We start from the raw sequence: 19016 nt of genomic DNA, 5'->3' as shown, positions 1-19016 counted from the left end.
CCCAGACCATGGGATTAGACGACGACGCGCGGGAGTACCATCGCGAGGAGCCGCCGGGGAAGATCGAGATCTCGACCACGAAGCCGACGAACACGCAGCGCGACCTCTCGCTGGCTTACTCGCCGGGCGTCGCCGCCCCGTGTCTCGACATCGCCGAGAACCCCGAGGCGGCCTACGAGTACACCGCGAAGGGGAACCTCGTGGGCGTCGTCTCGAACGGCTCGGCGGTGCTGGGCCTCGGAGACATCGGCGCGCAGGCGTCCAAGCCCGTGATGGAGGGCAAGGGCGTCCTCTTCAAGCGGTTCGCCGACATCGACGTGTTCGACATCGAACTGGACCAGCAGGACCCGGAGGACATCATCCGAACGGTGTCCGCGATGGAGCCGACGTTCGGCGGCATCAACCTCGAGGACATCAAGGCGCCCGAGTGCTTCGAGATCGAGTCGCGCCTGCGCGAGGAGATGGACGTGCCCGTGTTCCACGACGACCAGCACGGCACCGCCATCATCTCGGGGGCCGCGCTCATCAACGCGGTCGAGATCGCGGACAAGGAGCTCTCGGAGCTGAACATCGTCTTCTCCGGCGCCGGCGCCTCGGCGATCGCCACGGCCCGGTTCTACATCTCGCTCGGCGCGGACCCGGAGAACATGGTGATGTGTGACTCCTCCGGGATCATCACCGAGGCACGCGCGGACGATGTGAACGAGTTCAAGCGCGAGTTCGCCCGCGACGTGCCCGGCGGGAGCCTCGCCGACGCGATGGAGGGGGCCGACGTGTTCGTCGGCCTGTCGGCTGGCGGCATCGTGGACCAGGACATGGTGCGCTCGATGGCCGCGGACCCGATCATCTTCGCGATGGCGAACCCCGACCCGGAGATCGGCTACGAGGAGGCGAAGGCCGCCCGCGACGACACGGTCATCATGGCGACCGGGCGCTCCGACTACCCGAACCAGGTCAACAACGTCCTCGGCTTCCCGTTCATCTTCCGGGGCGCGCTGGACGTCCGGGCGACCGACATCAACGAGGACATGAAACGCGCCGCGGCGGAGGCGCTCGCCGACCTCGCCCGCCAGGACGTCCCGGACGCCGTCGTGAAGGCGTACGGCGACGAACCGCTGCAGTTCGGCCCGGACTACGTCATCCCGAAGCCGCTCGACCCCCGGGTGCTGTTCGAGGTCGCGCCGGCCGTCGCGGAGGCCGCCATGGACTCGGGCGTCGCCCGCAGCGAACTCGAGGGGCAGGAGTACGCGGAACGACTCGAGGCCCGCCTCGGTAAGAGCCGCGAGATGATGCGCGTCGTGCTGAACAAGGCGCGCTCGGAGCCCAAGCGCGTCGCGCTCGCGGAGGGGACCGACGAGAAGATGATCCGGGCGGCCTACCAGATGAAGGAGCAGGGGATCGCCGAACCGCTGCTGCTCGGCGACCGCGAGACGATCGACGCCACCGCCCAGGAACTCGGACTCGCGTTCACGCCCGACGTCGTCGACCCCGACGAGGACGGGAAGGCCGACGAGTACGCCGACCGGCTCCACGACCTGCGCAAGCGCAAGGGGATCACCCGGTCCGAGGCTGGCGAACTGGTCAGGCGGGACACGAACTACTTCGGGAGCGTCATGGTCGAGGAGAGCGACGCTGACGCGCTCCTCACTGGCCTGACCCACCACTACCCGAGCGCGCTCCGCCCGCCGCTCCAGGTCATCGGCACCGCCGAGGACGCCGACTACGTCGCCGGCGTCTACATGCTGACGTTCAAGAACCGGGTCGTGTTCTGTGCGGACACGACGGTCAACCAGGCGCCGGACGAGGAGGTGCTCGCCGAGGTGACGAAACACACCGCGGAACTGGCCCGGAGCTTCAACATCGAACCCCGCGCGGCGATGCTGTCGTACTCGAACTTCGGCTCCGTCGACAACGAGGGGACGGCCAAACCCCGGAGGGCGGTCGAACTCCTGCACAACGACGCGGAGGTCGACTTCCCGGTCGACGGCGAGATGCAGGCCGACACGGCCGTCGTCGAGGACATCCTCGAGGACACCTACGACTTCGCGGACCTCGACGGCCCCGCGAACGTCCTCGTGTTCCCGAACCTCGAGGCAGGGAACATCGGCTACAAACTGCTCCAGCGCCTCGGCGGCGCCGAGGCCATCGGCCCGATGCTCGTCGGTATGGGCGAACCCGTGCACGTCCTGCAGCGGGGCGACGAGGTGAAGGACATCGTCAACCTGGCCGGCGTGGCGGTCGTCGACGCGCAGGGAGAGTAGCACCGACGATGGAGTGAGCGTGGCATCGGGGGACAATCAAAACGGATTTCCCGTCGGCCTGGTGTCCAGAGAATCGGAATTCTCGACGCGATCATGATTCTCAAGATTCTCCACTATACCGTTCAGTCAATTTATTTATAGAATTCGTAGCGTCCAACCCATATATATAAGTTACCGTCAGTCTACCTCCCTCTCATGTCCAACGACGACACAACGAGGCGACGGTTCCTTCGGACTGCAGGATCGGCGACGGCCGCTGTTGCGCTCGCAGGGTGTTCGAGCGATTCGGACCAGCCGGACCAGACAGAGGAACAAAGTGATACGACCGGAGACAGCAGCGGGAACGGCGCTGGCAACGGGGGCGATGCGGAAGGAACGTTCTCTGTCGGGGTCACGATGGGCCAGATGGACTCTGGACTCGATCCCCAGGACCACGCCGAGACGAACACAGAAATCATCGTGGGCCAGGCCTACGAAGGGTTGATGGACCGCGACAAGGAGGGCGGTATCATCGAGAGCCTCGCGACGGACTGGGAGCGCGTTGAGCCAGGGGTTGCCCGATTCACCCTCCGTGACAACGTAACCTTCCATAGCGGTGATTCGCTCACCGCCGAAGACGTCGCATACAGCATCCGTCGGATCGTCTTCGAGGATGTCGATATTTCTAGCCCCCAGGCAAACGACCTCGGCGCCGTAAGTGAGGTCGAGGCTGGAGACGGGGAGGTTACCGTTATCTTCGACGGCCTCAATCCGATCGTCTTCCAGTTGTTCGCCACGAACGGGGAAATCATGCAACAGTCCTGGATCGAAGAGAACGACTCGGATTTCATCAACCGGAACACGAACGGTACTGGGCCATTCCAACTCTCGAACTACGATTCCGGCAACCAGGTTACCTTCGAAACGTACGAGGACTACTGGGGTGAGAAAGCCGAAGTTGACGAGGTAACACTCAGTGCATCCGGCGAGTCCAGCACCCGCGTCAACCGATTACTCGCCGAGGAGTCTGACATCGTCACCAATGTACCGCCACAGGAAGTCTCTCGGGTCGAAGGGTCCGACGTCGCGTCGATTAACGCGGTGCCGAGTACGCGAGTTATCTTCCTCCAGATGCGCTACGACGTTGAGCCGTTCTCGAGCCAGCAGTTCCGGCAGGCAATGAACTACGCCGTCGACGTCGAGGGGATTATCGAGAACGTTCTCAACGGATTCGGTTCGATCACCGGTCAGCCGACGCTCGAGGCGTTCACAGGCTACAATCCCGATGTCGATCCGTACCCCTACGACCCCGATGAGGCCGAACGACTAGTCGAGGAGTCCGGTCACGCCGGTGTCGAGATCACGCTCCAGACACCGATTGGGCGATATCTGAAGGACGTCGAGATTGCACAAGCTGCGGCCAGCCAGATTGATTCGTTGTCGAACGTCTCCTGTGAACTCGAACAGCGGGAGTTTTCCTCGTTGGTGCAGGACATAACGACGGGTAACATCGAGGATAAGCCACACTTCAACCTTCTCGGCTGGGGCAATGGGGAGTTCGACGCCTCACAGACAATCATTCCCCTGCTGGCCTCTAACGGCGCGCTGACGGTCCTCGAGAACGACGAAGTCGATGCGCTCATGGAAGAGGCTCAGAACGAGTCCGACTTGGAGAAGCGGGAAGCGATCCTTCGAGAGGCTAATCAGCTTCTCCACGACCTCGCACCGTGGGTGTTCATGCACCAGCAGTTCAGCGTTTACGGGGTCTCGAACGGAATCGAGTGGCAGCCCCGGAACGACGAGTTCATCGACGTCGACACGGTCTCCAGTAAGTAACCCAAAATGGAGGACTAGTCATTAATGTCATTCGGGCAGTTCGCAATCAAGAGAGTACTCCAGGGAGTTGGCGTCGTCTGGGGGGTCGTCACCGTTGTGTTCGCGTTGCGGTTTGTCACTCCAGGCAGCGCGATCAACGCGGTCGCCCCACTCGACGCTGATCAAGAGACGAGGCGAGCCATCGCTGCCGAACTTGGCCTCGATCAACCGCTATACGTCCAGTACGGTCAGTACATCTTCGACCTACTTCAGGGCGATATGGGGTTCTCGTATATCAGAGGCCAAGCTGTCACGTCTCTAGTGTTCTCGAAGGTGCCCGCGACGGTAGAACTGGCTGTCGCCGCCACAGTGGTAGCGATCATACTGTCGATTCCACTGGGCGTGCTCAGCGCTACTCGACGGAATCAGCCGATCGATTACGGCGCGACGCTGTTCTCCTTGGGTGGAATCAGCACTCCGAACTTCTGGCTGGGGATTATGATGATTCTGGTACTCGCCGTCGAGTTCGGAATCTTCCACACGAGCGGTCGTGGGGTCAATGTCGGCGACGTAGTACTGTCGCTAGTCGGTACCGAACCGTTCCTCGACACCCTCCTGAGCTGGCTCTCGTACATCACGCTCCCCGCGATCGCGTTGGGGACGTACTTCACGGCGCTGATTACCCGCCTCACGCGTTCAGGAATGCTTGATGAACTCAGCAAACCGTACGTAAAGGCAACACGTGCAAAGGGACTACCTGAAACGCTGGTTCGCTACAAGCATGCGCTGCGAAACACACTCATCCCAGTCATCACGGTACTGGGACTCCAGCTCGGAACGCTAATTGGGGGAGCCGTTATTACCGAAGCAGTCTTCTCCTGGCCCGGACTGGGAACGCTCGTAATCCATAGTATCAACCTGCGCGACTGGCCAGTTCTTCAGGGGAGCCTCATCGTCATCGGAACGAGCTTCGTCCTGGTGAACATCGTAGTCGACATGATATATGCTTACCTCGACCCACGGGTGGCGTACGACTGATGGTTTCGAAACGTGTCATCCGGAACCTGAAAAAGGAGTTCCGTACGAGCGCGCTCGTGAAGCTCGGACTCGTGCTCGTCATCGGGGTCGTGCTTGTTGCCGTATTCGCTCCGTTCATCGCTCCCCACAATCCGACCGCTCAGCAACTTGATCAATCAGAGCTCCCGCCGCTGGGGTTCACCGAGACCAAGGAAACGACTACATCCGAGATGGAAGACGGCGAAGTTGTGACGAAGACGGTAAACGAGACGGTCAGTGCTGACTCAGCGCATCCGCTGGGTACCGACGGTCTCGGACGTGACATGCTCTCCAGGATCGTTTACGGCGCCCGGACGTCTCTAGCGGTCGGGCTTCTTGGGACGATGTTCGCAGCGCTCATCGGTGTCCCGGTCGGACTCGCCGCGGGCTATTACCGCGGGAAATTTGACGACGGTCTGATGCGGTTTGCGGACATCAGCCTCGCGTTCCCATCGCTAGTGCTCGCAATAGCATTGATCGGACTCTGGGGCCGCGCAGCCGTTCCCGTTCCGGACCCGTTCGTCGTTTCCGGTCTGGTCTCAGGGATGCCGGAGATGTTTATCCTCCCCGGTACCGTTATCGCCGTAGTCGGGCTAGTGAATTGGGTTTGGTTCGCCCGGGTTGCTCGCGGAGAAGCGCTCTCCCTACGCGACCAGGAGTACGTCAAAGCCGCCCGTGCGCTCGGTGCTGGGGACGGCAGAATCATCCTGGGCCACGTCTTTCCGAACGCGATCACACCGATTATTGTGCTCGGGACAGTCCAAATCGCGGCCATCATCCTCCTGGAGTCGTCGCTGTCGTTCCTCGGATTCTCCGGGACGACGCTGTCTTGGGGTTTCGACATCGCCCAAGGCCGGAACTACATTTCTTCCGGCCAATGGTGGATCGCGACGATGCCCGGATTCGCGATTATGCTGTCAGTCATCGGTATCAATCTGCTAGGTGATTGGCTCCGTGACGCGCTCGACCCCGGGATCGAGGGAGAGGGAGGTGGTGGTGCATGAGTCGTGTCGCCGATGACGATGTGATACTTGCCGTCCGCGATCTCTCGACTCGATTCTTCACCGAGGAGGGGCAGGTGAACGCCGTCGAGTCGGTCGACTTCGACGTGCGTGACGGCGAAGTGTTCGGCATCGTCGGCGAGTCCGGGTCCGGCAAGTCCGTGACGGCGCTGTCGGTCGTCGACCTCGTCGACTCCCCCGGTCGCGTCACCGAGGGCCAGGTCTGGTACCGCGACGCCGACCTCGCCGCGGAGTTCGAGGACAGCGAGCCCGAGGCGGTCGACGGCGAGTTCGTCGACGTCCGACGGCTCCCACAGGGTATCCGCCGGTCGCTCCGCGGCCCGGCGTTCTCGATGGTGTTCCAGGACCCGATGTCCTCGCTCAACCCGTCGATCACCGTCGGCGAGCAGATCGCCGAGGCCGTCGAGGTCCAGCGACGCGCCAGCGCGAACCCGCGGCGCACCCGGTCGCGGACCCAGGGGTACGGGCTCGCACGGTTCCTGTCCGACGCGCTGCTCCCGAACCGGAGCTACACGAGCGAGGCGAGTCGCGCGCGCGCGATAGAACTGCTCGAACAGGTCGGCATCCCCGACCCCGCCGAGCGAGCCGACCAGTACCCCCACCAGTTCTCCGGCGGGATGCTCCAGCGGGCGATGATCGCCCAGGCGCTCGCCGGCGAACCGGACGTACTCGTCGCCGACGAACCGACGACCGCGCTCGACGTCACCATCCAGGCGCAGATCCTCGACCTGCTGCGCGACCTGCAGGAGGAGGAGGACACGTCCGTCGTGCTCATCACACACGACCTCGGCGTCATCGCCAGGATGTGCAGCCGCGTCGGGGTCATGTACGCCGGCGAGATCGTCGAGCGCGGCACGCTCGCGGACGTGTTCGAGACGCCGGTCCACCCGTACACGCAGGGGCTACTCGGGTCCATCCCGGACCTGGAGGACCCCGCGCCGCGCCTCCAGCCCATCGAGGGGAACGTCCCCTCGCTGCTGGACGCGGAGATGGGCGACCGGTGCTACTTCGCGGACCGCTGTCCGAAGGCGATGCACGACTGTCTCACCCGAATTCCCGAGTACGACGTCGAAGGGGGAAGCGAGGAACACGCCGCGCGCTGCGTCCTCGCCGACCGCGAGTTCGACGAGGCGGACGCGCTGCCGGCGGACTACTTCGACGCCGTCAGCACTGCCGCCCCCAAGGCGGAGGACCCGACCGAAGGGTCGACCGAGGCGGCTGACGAGGAGGTGTCCGCCGATGACTGAGGCGGACCCGCTGCTCCGCGTCCGGGGCCTCCGGAAGTACTACTACGAGGACGACACGCTGTTCGACAGGCTCCTCGGCCGCGAGCCGACGAGCGTGAAGGCGGTAGACGGCGTCGACCTCACCGTCGAACGCGGCGAGACGCTCGGACTCGTCGGCGAGTCCGGGTGTGGCAAGTCGACCACCGGCGAGACCCTGCTGCGCCTCCGCGAGGCGACCGAGGGCAGCGTCGAGTTCGACGGCGAGGACGTGCTGGCCATGTCGAGCCGCGAACTCCGCGAGTTCCGGAAGCGCGCACAGATCGTCTTCCAGGACCCGTTCTCGAGTCTCGACCCCCGGATGACCGTCGGGGAGATCATCGCCGAGGGGCTCTCGATCCACGGCCTGCCCGAGGAGTCGCCCGACGACGGCCGCTCGAAGCGCGAGTGGCGTCGGGACCGGTCGATGGAACTCCTCGAACGGGTCGGACTCTCTGCGGGCCAGGTGGACCGATACCCGCACGAGTTCTCCGGCGGCCAGCGTCAGCGGGTGGGAATCGCACGCGCGCTCGCGCTCGACCCCGAGTTCATCGTGCTCGACGAGCCGGTGTCCGCGCTGGACGTCTCGGTGCAGGCGCAGATCCTCAACCTGCTCGACGACCTCCAGGACGAGTACGGGCTCACGTACCTGTTCATCGCGCACGACCTCTCGGTCGTCCGCCACATCTGCGACCGCGTCGCGGTGATGTACCTCGGCGAGGTCGTCGAGACCGGGAGGACGGACGCCATCTTCGAGGAGGCGAAACACCCCTACACGAACGCGCTGCTGGAGTCGGTCCCGCGCGCGGACGTGAGCGAACAGGGGCGTCGGGTCGACCCGCTGTCGGGCGACGTCCCGTCGCCCCGTGACCCGCCCTCCGGCTGTCGCTTCCGGACGCGCTGTCCGGAGGTGATCCCGCCGCCGGGCGTGGAGATCGAGCAGTCGCACTACCGCAACGTGATGGACCTGCGCGATCGTCTCGAACGGGGCGGCTTCGACGCCGACACGGTTCGAGAGCGCATGGACGACCCGGACGCCGGCGCGGTGGAGTTCAAACAGGCCGTCCGCGACGAGTTCGACCTGGGGGACATCGACGGCGCCAACATGGACACCGTCGAGGACGCCCTCGAGATCCTGGCGAACGACCGGGAGGACGAGGCGGCGGCGCGCCTGCGCGACCGCTTCGAGTCCGTCTGCGAGACGGAGTCCCCGGTCCTCCCCGACAGGGAGCACCCCGCAGCGTGTCATCTGTTCCACGAGGGCGTCGCCGAACACCTCGACGACGACGAGGGGGACGACGGGCCGATCACCGAACCCGAGATCGGCGGGCCGGCCGGGATGGCCATGAACCGGCCCACCCCGGAGGAGACGCCCGAGACCGTCGAATCGGTCGACGGTGGCCCCTCACCGTCGTCGGAGGTCGGCGACGGCACGGGGGCGAACGACGAGGACGGCGGGCCGACGGGGAACGGAACCGGCGACGCGGCGGACGACGACACCGCCGGCCGCGACGACGGCTCGCCGAAACCGTAAACCTCACCGACGCCGGCGGGGAACCGTCGGTGTGAGCCGGTATCGAACCCTCTTCCTGTTCCTGCTGCTCGCGGCCGTCTGGGGCTCGGCGTTCATGGCGATCAAGGCCGGGCTCGGCACTCCGACCGGCCCCGGCGGTTTCTTCGAGACCCCCGTCCTATTCGCGGCCGTCCGGTACGACCTGGCGGGCGTCCTGATGCTCGCGTACGCCGTCATCGTCGTCGACGACCCGATTCCGCGGGGCCGCGACGAGTGGGCGACCGTCGCCGTCGGCGCCGTGCTGCTCATCGCCGCCTACCACGTGTTCCTGTTCGTCGGCGAGACCGACCCCGCAGTGACGAGCGCCGCGGCGGCCGTCATCATCTCGCTCTCGCCGGCGCTCACGACCGGGTTCGCGCGGGCGTTCCTGCCGAGCGAGTCGCTCACCGCCGTCGGCGTCGCGGGCCTGGGAGTGGGGCTCGCGGGCGTGGTCGTCCTGACCGATCCCGACCCGGGGAACCTCCTCGCGGGCGGCGTCGTCGCCAAGTTCCTCGTGTTCCTCGCCGCGGCCTCGTTCGCGCTCGGTTCCGTTCTCACGCGGCGCATCGACGCCGGGATGCCGATCGAGTCCATGGAGGCGTGGTCGATGCTCGGCGGGGCGCTCCTGATGCACGGGGTTGCCTACGGCAGCGGGGAGCGACTGGCGGAGGTGGTCTGGACGACCGACGCCCTCCTCGCGCTGGGCTACCTCTCGGTCGTCTCCTCCGCGCTCGGCTTCCTCGTGTACTTCGACCTGCTCGACCGCCTCGGCCCGGTGGAGATCAACCTCGTCTCCTACGTCGCGCCCGGGTTCGCCGCGCTCGCGGGGTGGCTGTTTCTGGCCGAGACGCCGACGCCCGCCACGGGCCTCGGGTTCCTGTTCGTCTTCGCGGGCTTCCTGCTCCTCAAACGGGACGCGGTACGGACGGAACTCGCGCGGTTCCGCGGTGAACCCGCCTGAGGTGGGAGCGTCGATCAGTTCCGACGAGAGTGGGGCGGTCGGGGCAGATATCGTGTACGGACATTATAATCCAGTCATAAAACCGGGACAACACGTCAGGTTGGAACCAGACCGATCGCGAAGGTGGTGAGTTCTCGGTCAATGAGTTCCTAAATTTCCCCCCTACACCCCAGAAATGCGGAATATTGAATCCTAAATAATATCTTGCGAAAAAGTATTAGCACCCACGATGAACTGTCTATCCGTCTCTCGACCCGCCGTGAAACGTAGTACCCCATCGGTACCAACCGGTGAAACGTCCGAAACGTTGCGAACGCTCGGTCGGCTATATGTCCCCTCTTCCCCATAAGTAAATCAGACACAGGGATAATGACGCCCTCCACTCCACTCAGGCAGTTCGTTCGGCTTACCAAGACGGTCCAAGACAACAGTCCGATCACCTCGCTCCGGGCGGTCGCGTTCTACTCCGCCATCGGGCTGCCCATTCTGTACCTCCCCCTGCTGGCCGACGGACTGAAGCTCGCGGAGGTCCCGCTGCTCGTCGCCCTGCTCTGTGCGAACTTCGCCGCGCTCCTCGCTGGCCACGGCTACGGCGAGAAGTAGGCCGGGCGAACTCCCCCTTTCATCGTTTATCCCATTTTAGAGAAATCGAGCGGTTCGACCGTCCCTTTGACGTCGTCGCGCGACCCCAGACGAGTTCCGCGACGTCTGTTCCACACTGTCGGCCGTATCGGCTGGGTGACCCATCCCCCCATCGTTTTCCGCGAGGAGTTCGATCGGGAACGGAGACGGGGCCAGGTGGCACCATATCGTCCGGGCGTTCCCACAGGTCGAATCCGTGTGGTGGTCGCGAGCACGACCTGCGTGAACGGCTGTCGACTCGAGAACGTCACCGAATACGTTCCGTACTCCAGTCACCCTGCCCGTCGGAGAGCCACGTCCGGACCCCACGGATCGGACGTCGAGTGGTCACCAACCGTCGCCGTCCGGTAACGACCTGAGCGCCATAAGTTCCGATTACCAATGGGTCGAAACGGAGTACGTCGATAGCGTGAAGAACGGCGTGTGCCGATCGTGTCCGAACCGGAGCGCCGAGAGCCGAACGACGGCTCCGATCTCGACCGACCCGGTACGGACGTCCGCACCCTCCGTATGAGCGTCCTGTCGACTCGATGTGAGGTGACCCGTCCCGTTCGGTCCAGCACTGCTGCCGTCATTCTGCCCCACGGTCCCGCCCGGCGGAGGTCGCTCTAGCCGTGATCGGCCCGGGAACTGACGTGGACGCCGAGGAACTGACGTCCTCGCGGGCCGACCTCCTCTACGGCGTGTCGTTCACGTACGCGGTCGCGTTCGCCGGCCTGCTCGCGTCGGCAGTCGTCCACGAGGGCCTGCACGCGGTCCTCCACATCCTCCTGGGCGGCGAGTTACGCCCGTGCGGGCTCGGCCCGTTCGGCATCAGCAACGGTCGCCTCCAGACCTGCTACGCGACACCGGGGAGCCCCGTCAACGCCCTGTTGACGCCCGTGATCGTGTCGGCGCTCGGGTTGGTCGCCATGCTGGTAGCACCCCGACTCGACCCGCCGCCGGTTCGCTGGGGTGTGTTCGCCGCCGGGTGCTACGTCTGGGGGGCCCAGGCGCTCTACTCGATGGGCAGTTTCGTTCCGCCCACGGTGACGGACGAGGGCGTGTACTACACCGGCGACGGGGTGGAGGCGCTGGAGGCGTTTGGCCTCGTCGCGGTCCTCCCCGGCGCGTTGCTGCTCACGCTCGGCTCGTTCGTGCTCGTCGCCCGGATGGTCGACGGCGAGCGTCTGTAGGGTCACGTTCGACCGGGTGAGTCGAGGCGACTCCGCTCTCGCGAGAACGGGCCACATCCGAGGTCGTCTGCCGCGACACGAGTCCCCCCCTAAACAGTTAGGGGATATATCCATTGGGGATAGGTAGAAAATGAAGTATAAGATGGAATTAACGTTCGGGAGGTACTGGAGAAAGTTCCGACAGGTCGTACTGGGACCGATCGATGCGGAGACCAAGCTTGGGGAGCCCTCGACCGAACCCATCGGGTGCACGAAATCCCGGGCCGACGAGGTTGAAACCGAACCGGAGGGAACGCTCGCCGACTACGATCCGAGCAAGTTGTGTAGCCGGCGGGACTTCGTCACGGAGATCGGCGTCCGCCCGGAGGAGTTATTCCCGCAGCTCATCGAGGAACACGGCGGCACGCTTCCCCAGAAGGAGTTCACCGAGTTCACCAACCTGTCGAACTCGACGATCAGCCGGCTCCTGCAGGAGATGGAGGACGATGGGCGGATCGTCCGCGTGCAGGTCGGCAGGGAGAACATGGTCTGTCTCCCCGAACACGCCCCCTCGGACGGGCTCCCCCCGACCGACCGCGCCGAGAGCCCCCCGCGAATCTAACCCATTCCTTCTCACATTCCATCACTGCCGTACCACGGTGACGGTTCCCGGCATATCCGGCGGGGCTGAGCCAGTCTGACGGCCGCTCGGAAGAACTCGCGAATCGAATCCCAGGAGGAACCGAATCACGAACCCTGGGCCTCCAGAAATCGAGATGGGTGGGACTATTTAACATGGACTGTACCGTTGTTCATCGTGTGTCCCGAGACGACGACTACGAATCCGAACTCACGGCCAGCCGTGAGGAGATCGCAGCGGTCCTGAGCGGCGTGGCGGACGGGATCCTCACCGGCTCCATTCGGTTCGGAGACGGCGCGGACGCCGTCGCTGTCGACGTCCCCGACGAACTCTCCCTGGAGATCGAACTCGAAACCGAGGACGACGAGTTGGCTCTGGAACTCGAACTGGAATGGCCCACCTCGGCGGGCGAGTTCGCTCCATCCCCCATGGAAGCCCTCCCCGACGAGGCGGATGCCCTCCCCGCGTCCGTTGGTGCCGCCGACGCATCCCGGTCGCTGGCCCGGTTCGAACTCTTCCGTGATCGGAACGAGGAATGGCGCTGGCGACTCCGCCATCGCAATGGAAACGTCATCGCGAACAGCGGCGAAGGGTACACCCGCAAGCACAACGCGTGGAAGGGCCTCCGGAGCGTGATGCGGAACGCTCCGGAAGCGGAGGTTACCGAGGACACCACGGACTGACGGACGCGACGAACCGAGAAGGAGCCCGTACGGGTTGGGGGAAATCGGGTCACGGTCGCCCGGCCCAATCGCTCCCCGATTCGAATTCGCCCGTCCACACGTCCGATCCCACGGACTCTCGCTCCGCTCCTCGTCGTGAGGAATCGAAAAGTGGGTTGGGGCAGATTTGAACTGCCGGTCTCCTCCATGTCAAGGAGGTGTCATAACCAGACTAGACCACCAACCCGACTGGTTCCCTTCGCATCCATGAGTATCGTAGGTACGTAATTGAAGCTTTCGACTCGGCGCCCCGACCGCCACGCCGTCCCACACTATCCGCCGCTGACCGGCGGAAACAGCGCGAGGTCGTCGTCGGCCTCGACTGGCGCAGCGAGACCCTCATCGCCGACCGGGTCGCCGTTTCGGAGGACGTTGACGTGCTCGCGGAGGGCACCCTCCTCGTCGAGGACGCGCTCGGTGAGCGCCGGATGGGCGTCGAGGAGGGCGTCCAGCGCCTCCCTCAGCGTGTCCGCGTCGCCGACGCCGACGTCCGGTTCGCGCGTCCCCGCCGCCTCTGCGAGGTCGGCGAACAGCTTCCATCCCATACACGACAGTCCCGACCCGGCGTTCAAGAGGGTTGCGCCCCGGCGTGCTCGACGTCGGCCCCGCCGACGGCGGCACGACTCTCCAGGTCGCGAAGCTCCTCCGGCCGCGCGACCACGTACAGGGTATCGCCGGCCCGCATCTCCAGCGAGTGCCCGGGAATCGTCTCCACGGGGCCCGTGGCCGGCCGGACGGCGACTACTGTGCTGCCGACCGACTCGACGGTCGCGCCGACGAGCGCGCTCCCCTCGCTCACCGTGACGACGCCCATCGTCTCGTCGGCCGCCCGGAGGAGCGAGGCGAACTCGCGGTCGGCGCGCGGGTCCGCAGGTAGCGTGAGGAGCCGATACGTCCGATCGTTCTCGAAGGCGGCGGCGTCCGACTCGTCGACGGCGATCGTCACCACGTCGCCCGCCGTCGCCCTGAGTTCCGCGGTCGCGATCCGTTCGGGCTTCTCGCCGTCGGTCCAGACCTGGACCGCCTCCCCCGGACTGGCTCCGTTCGGCGGATCCGCGCGGACGGCCACCGCGCACGTCCCCGGCCCAAGCGTCGGTCCGAGTCCCGCCACGCGTGCGCCGACGGCGAGTCTCACGGCCTCGTTACCGTCCAGTTCCACGTCCACGTGGCCGATGCCGTACTCCTCCTTCAGCCGGTCGACGAGCAGATCCCGAAGCGGTTCGCCCGACCGACGACGCGGGAACAGCATCGTCGTCCCCGCGAAGCGCTCCTTCGTGGCCGACGGGATGGGGTCGTACCCCTCGATGTCCTCGATCTCGGCCGGAAGTTCGATCGCGGTGACGCGCCCGAGCGTCCGGACGGCGCGGCTCACCTCGCCCTCGACGTAGTCCGCCCCCGACACGGCGACGACGTCCGTGATCGCCCGGTCGCCGAGCCGCCGCCCCACGGGGGCGGCCAGGACCGCCGCGCCGAGGCTCACGACGTTCACGACGACGGTGCGGATCGCGAACGGGTCCGTCTCGGTGGTGTTGCCGATCACCTGCCCGAACAGGCCGATCGTGTTCAGGGAGAACGCGACGACGGCGACCCCCACGAGCGTCGCCAGCCCGCGCGGGATGGGCTCGCGGACGTACCACCGGTAGGACAGGGAGGCGAGCGCCGCGACGATCAGCGAGGCGACCGCGAACCCCGCGATCGTGCCGAGTTCGACGGTCGTCGGGAGCTGTGCGGCCTCCGCCGACTGGAGGAGACCGAACCGGGGAAGCGATGACGCCGAATTCCGAAGGGGGTTCACGCGCCCACCTCCTCGACGAAGCGCGACAGGTCGTCGTAGGTGCCGACCACGATGAGGTCGTCGCCGGCGACCGGACGGACCCGCCCGCTCGGCGCCACGGACCACCCGCCCGCCGCCCTGACCGCGAGCACCGCGACGCCGTACTCGTCACGAACCGTCGCCTCCCGGAGCGACCGGCCGTCGAGGGCGCTCCCCTCGCGGACGGTCAGGCGACGGAACCGTCGGCCGGCGCGCCGAAGCAGCGACACCAGTTCGAACTCCCTTCTCGTCCCGCGGGAGCGAACGACCAGTCGGCGGAGGTCCGAACCGAGCGCGGCCGTCGCGTCCGCGCGATCGAGCGCGACCGTCACGCGACCGACCCCGCCGGTCGTCGTCGGCGAGGTGGAGGCCGGCGTCGGCGCCGACGTCGTCTCGTCCGTCCCACTGTCCGTCGCCGCATCCGAATCCAGTGTGGGATCCGCTGCATCGGGGGAACCGCTCGAGTCGGCCGACGACGACGCCGCCACGACCGTTCCCCGGTACTCGCCGCCGTCCGTGACGACGGTCACCTCGTCGCCCCGCGCGAGCCCGGTCGGCACCAGACCCGACAGCGACACCGCCCGTTTCCCGGTCGGGACGCGCTTCGACACGCTTCCGACCGGCGGGGCTGCTGCGACGGTCGCCCGACCCTGCTCGTCGAGCCTGACGGTCGCATCCGAGAGGTCGAACTCCGTGCGAAGCCGCGCGGTGACGAGCGACTCCAGTTCGACGAGGGGGAGGTGGGCGGGGAACGTCTCCGAGAACTCCCCGATCGACGCCCGGAGGTCGGCCGGTAGCGCCGGGTACCCCTCCATGTCGGCCACGTCGCCGGAGACGGTGACCCGAACCTGCCCCTTGCCGCCCACCAGTTCGACGACGTCGGTCGAGATGGTCCGGTCGGTGAGTTGCCGGAGGGAGAGCCGTTTCGGCATCGAGGCGCCCATCGCGTCGCCCTTCGCGTGGGCGTACATGGACAGCATCAGGATGACGATGATGCCGACAAGCAGCGCAGTCTCGTTCACCGAGTTGGCGATGTTCGGATCCACCAGCGCGACCAGCCCGCCGTTGACCCCGGCGATTGCGAGCGCGAGGACGACCACACCGAACCCGGGGATGGTGACCCCGGTGAAGTACTTGAAGAGGAACCCGAGCCCCCACGCGACGAGCGCGGGGATGATCCCCGTGAGCAGGCCCAGATACACGCCGAGGAGGACCTGCACGGGGAACGATGTCGGCGGCATGGTCGGGGGTGTCCCCCGGGGACCAAATGGCTACCGGCATCGGTAGGGCGACAGATACGCTGCGGCCACTGGACTGGCGACTCGGTCCGACGAGGTGATGGCGAGGTTTAAGCGGGCGGCCGCGATTTGTCGGGGCATGGCGGACTGGCGGGACCGACTCGGGGGGCGCGTGACGGTGCTTCTCACCGGAATCACGGCGCTCCTGTCGGTCGGCATCGGCATCCTCAACATCACGACCAAGCCGAGCGGCCCGCTCGTCGAGATACTCCCGCCGGCGGTGGTCCAGACGGCCGGGTTCACGGGGGCGCTCACTGGCTTTCTCCTGCTCGGGTCGGCGTACGGGCTCCGGAAGGGGTACCGCGGGGCGTGGTACTCGACGGTACTCCTCCTGCCGCTCTCGGCGGCGCAGGGGCTGTTGCAGGCGAGCGAGTACTCCTACCCGCTCGTCGGCCTCTCGCTGCTCGCGCTGCCCATCGTCGGGCTGAACCGCCAGGTGTTCGACCGACACGTCGACTTCAGCCTGACGCAGTGGGCGTCGTTAGCGGCGCTCGTCGGCGCGCTCGGCTACAGCACGGCCGGAACGTACGCGCTTCGCGAGAACTTCGACGGGGTGAACACCCTCCTCGACGCGCTGTACTTCTCGGTCGTCACGGCCTCGACCGTCGGCTACGGCGACGTGACGCCCGCTCAGGGCCCCAGCGGCCAGCTTGCGAAGTGGTTCGCCCTCTCGGCGCTCGTCCTCAACGTCGCCGCCTTCGCCGCCGCGCTGGGGGTACTGTTCACGCCGGCCATCGAGGCACGACTCACGACCGCACTCGGACGCATGACAGAAAGCGACATCGAACTCCTCGAACGGCACGTCCTCGTGCTCGGGCACGGGGAACTGACGGAACCGATCATCGAAGAACTGAACGAGGCGGGCGTCGAGTTCCTCGTCATCACGCCCGACGAGGTGGTGACGCGGACACTCCGGGAGCGCGACCTGAACGTGTTCACGGCGGACCCCTCCGACGAGGAGGCGCTGGAGCGCGCGAAGGTCGCCAAGGCACGGGCGGTCGTCGCCGCGACGAACAACGACGCGGAGGACGCGCTGTCCATCCTCACCGCGCGGCAACTCAACCCGGACGTGGCCATCGTCGCGGCCGCGACCGAGCGTGAGAACGAGAACAAGTTGAAGCGGGCCGGCGCGAACACGGTCATCTCGCCGGCGAGCATCGGCGGCCACCTCCTCGTGGAGTCCGCGCTGGAGCGGAGCGACTCGGAGGCAGTCGCGCGGGAACTGCTTTCGGAGGACTCTGACGGAGGGAGTGCCGCACGGAGGGACGCTGATCGCGACGGGTCGACACCTACGGACGACAGCTGAGCGACTGAGGGCTGATCGAACGGTCGGGGTGCTGTTCGCTTGGGCCGGGTGCCGACGCCCTGTTACCGTGGTCGGTTCCTCGATTACCGCGGTCGGCTCCGATCCACGATGGCCACGTCGCACTCGAGTTCGCGGAGCTTCTGGAACGTCGGCGGCGAGACGGCCCGAGAGGCCGCCGACCGGTCGCCCGATGAGCCGAGCAGGACAAGGTCGTAGGCGCCCTCGTTCGCCTCGATGAAGTCGAGCACGTCGGCGCGAGCGACCCGCGTCTCGATCGGTCCATCGACGGCGTCGACGACGTTCGCCAGGGTGCCCTCGGCGCGCCGACGCTCCACCTCGCGGTCGATGCAGGTACACACCGAGACGCTCCCCGAGTCGCCGGCGAGCCGACAGGCGAAGTCGACCATCGCGTGCGCCGAGTCCCCGGGTCGCGAGACGGGGACGAGCACGCGCCGCCATCGCTCCCGCTCGTTCCGCGTCCGGAGCGCGATCGCGTCGACGTCGTCGTCGAACACGCTCCGGACGAACCGGGAGACCAGCCCGCGGTCCTCCTCGTAGGGCGTCACGACGAGGTCGCAGTTCGCCGCGCGAACCGCCTCCCGGGTGGCGTCCAGCGGATCGCCGCTCGCGACGAGCACCTCGCAGGTGACGCCGGTACGGGTCCGGACCCGCTCCGCGCATGTTTCGAGCCGGTGTGCGGCCGACGCGGCCGCCTCCCTCGTATCGGGGTCGGGCACCTCGTTCACGTCGTCGGGGATCTCGTCCGTGTCGCCCTCGAGCGACCCGCGGACGGCCGCGAGTCGGTCCTCCGCGACCACCTCCAGGAGCACGACCTTGCCGGCCTCGTGTGCCGCCGCGAGGCGGGCGGCGAACATCGCGGTCCCCCGGGCCGTCCCGCCGCGCATCGGGACCAGCACGTGGTCGTCCGCGCTCATCGTCCCGTAGAGGAAGCTTGCGCGCCGTTCGTAGAACGCCCGGCGCCAGGCGGCGAACGCGCCGGCGACGACGACGCTGCCGACCAGGATGAACGCGACGTAGAGCAGCGGGTCCGCGCGGTCGGCCGCGAGCACGAGGAGCGCGGAGGAGTACGCGGAGGGCTCCTCGACGTCGAGCAGCCACGTCACCGTCCCCGCGAGGAGGATGGAGAGTGCCGCGACGCCGGGCGTGACGGTCGCACCTGACGCCGCGGGTACGAACACGGCGCCAGCCCTGAGCGCCACCCAGCCACAGACCGCACCCGACGTCAGGCCGACCACGAACCGGAACGGGTCGGAGTAGCGGCCGCCGGGGTTCGCGAAGAGCGTGTACGTCCCGGAGGCCAGGGGCGGGAACAGCAGGAAGGAGAGTTCGACGACGACGTTCGACACCTGGGTGACGAGCGCGATCAGCGCCGGCACGAACAGCAGCGCGGAGAGCCTAACGAGGTTCTCCGTCTCCTCGAGCCACCGCCGGATCGCCACCACCTCACGGCGTTCGAACCTGCGAACGCGACGAGCCAGCGACGCGATCCACGCCCCCACCCGCACCCGCACG

At 66.6% G+C, this 19016-nt stretch carries 16 protein-coding genes and 1 tRNA gene; 12 read left to right on the top strand and 5 right to left on the bottom strand.

Going from position 1 to position 19016, the window contains the following annotated elements; all coding sequences use genetic code 11:
* The first annotated feature begins 8 nt into the window (after positions 1-8).
* The 11 genes from HUG10_RS01730 to HUG10_RS01680 all read left to right on the top strand — a co-directional run bounded on the left by HUG10_RS01730 (position 9) and on the right by HUG10_RS01680 (position 13027).
* Entirely contained in the window at positions 9-2261 is a 2253-nt protein-coding gene (locus HUG10_RS01730) for an NADP-dependent malic enzyme (RefSeq protein WP_179167913.1), read from the top strand.
* Between the two features lie 195 nt (positions 2262-2456).
* A complete protein-coding gene (locus tag HUG10_RS01725; protein ID WP_179167912.1) occupies positions 2457-4076 on the top strand; it encodes an ABC transporter substrate-binding protein in 1620 nt (539 codons plus the stop codon).
* A gap of 24 nt (positions 4077-4100) precedes the next feature.
* A complete protein-coding gene (locus tag HUG10_RS01720; protein WP_179167911.1) occupies positions 4101-5093 on the top strand; it encodes an ABC transporter permease in 993 nt (330 codons plus the stop codon).
* Positions 5093-6115, top strand: a complete 1023-nt coding sequence (locus tag HUG10_RS01715) for an ABC transporter permease (protein ID WP_179167910.1) — start codon at positions 5093-5095, stop codon at positions 6113-6115. The genes HUG10_RS01720 and HUG10_RS01715 overlap by 1 nt, the downstream gene beginning before the upstream one ends.
* Entirely contained in the window at positions 6112-7380 is a 1269-nt protein-coding gene (locus HUG10_RS01710; RefSeq protein ID WP_179167909.1) for an ABC transporter ATP-binding protein, read from the top strand. The genes HUG10_RS01715 and HUG10_RS01710 overlap by 4 nt, the downstream gene beginning before the upstream one ends.
* Positions 7373-8929, top strand: coding sequence for an ABC transporter ATP-binding protein (locus HUG10_RS01705; RefSeq protein ID WP_179167908.1), 1557 nt, complete (start codon positions 7373-7375; stop codon positions 8927-8929). The genes HUG10_RS01710 and HUG10_RS01705 overlap by 8 nt, the downstream gene beginning before the upstream one ends.
* Positions 8930-8960: 31 nt before the next feature.
* Positions 8961-9908, top strand: a complete 948-nt coding sequence (locus HUG10_RS01700) for a DMT family transporter (RefSeq protein WP_179167907.1) — start codon at positions 8961-8963, stop codon at positions 9906-9908.
* 369 nt (positions 9909-10277) lie between these two features.
* Positions 10278-10511 (top strand): hypothetical protein, encoded by a 234-nt coding sequence (locus HUG10_RS01695; protein ID WP_179167906.1) that lies wholly within the window; start codon positions 10278-10280, stop codon positions 10509-10511.
* Between the two features lie 653 nt (positions 10512-11164).
* Positions 11165-11725, top strand: a complete 561-nt coding sequence (locus tag HUG10_RS01690; RefSeq protein ID WP_179167905.1) for a hypothetical protein — start codon at positions 11165-11167, stop codon at positions 11723-11725.
* 130 nt (positions 11726-11855) lie between these two features.
* A complete protein-coding gene (locus tag HUG10_RS01685; RefSeq protein WP_179167904.1) occupies positions 11856-12326 on the top strand; it encodes a helix-turn-helix transcriptional regulator in 471 nt (156 codons plus the stop codon).
* 197 nt (positions 12327-12523) lie between these two features.
* A complete protein-coding gene (locus tag HUG10_RS01680; protein ID WP_246310199.1) occupies positions 12524-13027 on the top strand; it encodes an HVO_2922 family protein in 504 nt (167 codons plus the stop codon).
* A 151-nt stretch (positions 13028-13178) separates the two neighbouring features.
* Here HUG10_RS01680 and HUG10_RS01675 read toward each other — a convergent pair.
* From HUG10_RS01675 to HUG10_RS01660, 4 genes are all read right to left on the bottom strand, one after another.
* Positions 13179-13253, bottom strand: a tRNA-Val gene (locus HUG10_RS01675).
* A gap of 85 nt (positions 13254-13338) precedes the next feature.
* Positions 13339-13611 (bottom strand): ubiquitin-like small modifier protein 1, encoded by a 273-nt coding sequence (locus HUG10_RS01670; protein WP_179167902.1) that lies wholly within the window; start codon positions 13609-13611, stop codon positions 13339-13341.
* 23 nt (positions 13612-13634) lie between these two features.
* Positions 13635-14861 carry a TrkA C-terminal domain-containing protein gene (locus HUG10_RS01665; protein ID WP_179167901.1) on the bottom strand — a complete coding sequence of 409 codons (1227 nt, stop codon included), beginning with the start codon at positions 14859-14861 and terminating at the stop codon, positions 13635-13637.
* Complete coding sequence (locus HUG10_RS01660) at positions 14858-16120, bottom strand: potassium channel family protein (protein WP_179167900.1); 1263 nt, start codon at positions 16118-16120, stop codon at positions 14858-14860. The genes HUG10_RS01665 and HUG10_RS01660 overlap by 4 nt, the downstream gene beginning before the upstream one ends.
* Positions 16121-16256: 136 nt before the next feature.
* On the opposite strand from HUG10_RS01660, the gene HUG10_RS01655 reads away from it, so the two are divergent.
* Positions 16257-17483, top strand: a complete 1227-nt coding sequence (locus HUG10_RS01655; protein ID WP_179167899.1) for an NAD-binding protein — start codon at positions 16257-16259, stop codon at positions 17481-17483.
* A gap of 83 nt (positions 17484-17566) precedes the next feature.
* Here the strand turns inward: HUG10_RS01655 and HUG10_RS01650 are convergent, their stop codons facing one another.
* Positions 17567-19015: an HPP family protein gene (locus HUG10_RS01650; protein WP_179167898.1), complete on the bottom strand. Its 1449-nt coding sequence runs from the start codon at positions 19013-19015 to the stop codon at positions 17567-17569.
* Between the last annotated feature and the right edge of the window lies 1 nt (position 19016).

Source organism: Halorarum halophilum (assembly GCF_013401515.1).
In the GTDB taxonomy this organism is placed as follows: Archaea; Halobacteriota; Halobacteria; order Halobacteriales; family Haloferacaceae; genus Halorarum; species Halorarum halophilum.
Note: the sequence above shows the minus strand (reverse complement) of the source record. Positions and strands in the feature narration are given on the sequence as shown.